General features: G+C 41.2%; 2 protein-coding genes. Both read right to left on the bottom strand.

Features of this window, described 5'->3' with window-relative positions; all coding sequences use genetic code 11:
- The coding region (locus AC1DWN_RS32900) for a 3-hydroxyacyl-CoA dehydrogenase family protein (protein WP_477563043.1) at positions 1 to 758 on the bottom strand (758 nt) is incomplete at its 3' end.
- 149 nt (positions 759 to 907) lie between these two features.
- Positions 908 to 2059 (bottom strand): AAA family ATPase (locus AC1DWN_RS32895; protein WP_477563042.1); only part of this gene is annotated, 1152 nt, incomplete at its 5' end.

Genomic DNA, 2059 nt, shown 5'->3' with positions numbered 1-2059 from the left:
CCATATTCTCTAAACATTCTGTCTAGAGCTGCAAGTACCGAATCTAATCCAAAACGATCACACATTTCAAATGGACCATGCTGGAAAGAGTATCCGATACGCATAGCGTTATCAATATCATCAGCAGATGCCACACCTTCTTCAAGCACATGCAAAGCCTCATTAATTAATAAGCAAATGAGGCGACTCGTTACAAAGCCAGGCGATTCAAAGACCATGACACCTTTTTTATGAATGATTTCTTCCACGAAATACTTTGTTCTTAGAAAAGTATCCTCAGATGTTTTCAAGCCGCGTACAATTTCAACTAGATCAATTTTATACACAGGGTATATAAAGTGCATGCCAATGACTCTTTCAGGATGCTTAGTAACGCTCGCAAGTTCAGTCATGCTGAGTGTTGAAGTATTGCTTGCCAAAATTATATTAGTCCCGCATACATCATCTATCTGTTCAAATATTTCTTTTTTGCTGTCTAAATCCTCTGATATGGTCTCAATGACAAGCCCACATTCAGCAAGCCTTTCTAAATAAATCGTAGATTCAATACGATTCAGGATAAGTTTTTTCTCTGTTTGGGTTAGCGCCCATTTCTCAATTTGTTTATCGAGACTAATCTCAATCATTTTTAAACCATATTCAAGTCGTTCTTGCGATACTTCGATTACAATAACATCTAGGCCTTTGGATGCAAGCATTTCTGCAATGCCCTGCCCCATAGTACCTATACCTACAACGCCTACTTTTTTTATATTCAAATTGATAAGCTCCCTTAGCATCTTATGTATGTTTCGTGTACCCTAATGGAAGAAATCGATATAATCAGTACCCCTTCATTATACCCAATTTAGTCAAAAAAAAAAGGCAGACGCAGTGTCTGCCTTCAATTTGTAATAAATAGAACGGTCTATGCTGCCTTATATTGTTCTAATAATCCCCGAAACTCAGCGCCACTTAACGTTTCCTCGCGAAGTAGGATTTGTAGCGATTGTGTGAATACTTCACGCTTCAGCACAAGCAGCTCTTTCGTCCGAGTCATCAAACTATCTAAAATCGTACGATTAATTTTCGCCCATGCGTCCGGTGTCATCATCGAGGAATCGATAATACCGAGCTCAGTCAAACCTGACTCAACAAGCGTCTTAACMATACCAATTGATTGATCAAAGTCTCCTCGCGAGCCCGTACTGCGATCTCCATAAAATATTTCTTCGGCTGCTGCTCCACCAAGCGCTATCATAATTTGCCCATGTAAAAATGGTGTCGTATATAAATAATGGTCCTGCTGAGGATTATGACGAACATAGCCAAGTGCTTGACCGCGCGGTGATAAAGCTACCTGCGATACACTTCCCGGTCTTACTAACTCGGCCGTAATCGCATGTCCCAGCTCGTGAAGCGCGATTCGTTCACGTTCTTCCTTTGTAGCTTCCCGATCCGTCTTCTCGCCCATCATGACCTTATCAATTGCCATAGAAATATGCTTTTCCATTATAAAATCGCTAGTCTCTCTCAATGCATAAATGGCTGCTTCATTCATGACACTCTCTAGCTGTGCCCCAGAAAATCCGAAGGATTCCTCTGCTATTCGTTCCATATCAACATTTTCACTTATCGGTTTGTTCTTAGCATGAATGTTTAAAATATGCAGTCTGCCTTTTTTGTCGGGGAGGTCAACCCCAATGTGACGATCGAAGCGTCCAGGCCGCAGCAGTGCGCTATCAAGCATTTCTTTTCTGTTCGTTGCTGCAATAATTAAGATCCTCGGCGATTCGTTTGAATGAATGCCATCCATTTCAGTTAATAGCTGATTCAACGTTTGGTCGTATTCACGATGCTGCCCACCATCCCGCTTGCCACCTATAACTTCTATCTCATCAATAAAAATAACGGCATTGCTTTTACCTTCTTTGGTCGCTTTCGTACGGGCTTCCTTAAATAGTTCACGTACTCGACCTGCGCCGACGCCTACATACATTTCTACAAATTCACTGCMTGAGGCAGTCAAATAAATAGAATCTGTATACTGTGCTGCTGCTTTGGCTAATAATGTTTTACC

Source organism: Paenibacillus sp. P4_A7 (genome assembly GCF_056402455.1).
Note: the sequence above shows the minus strand (reverse complement) of the source record. Positions and strands in the feature narration are given on the sequence as shown.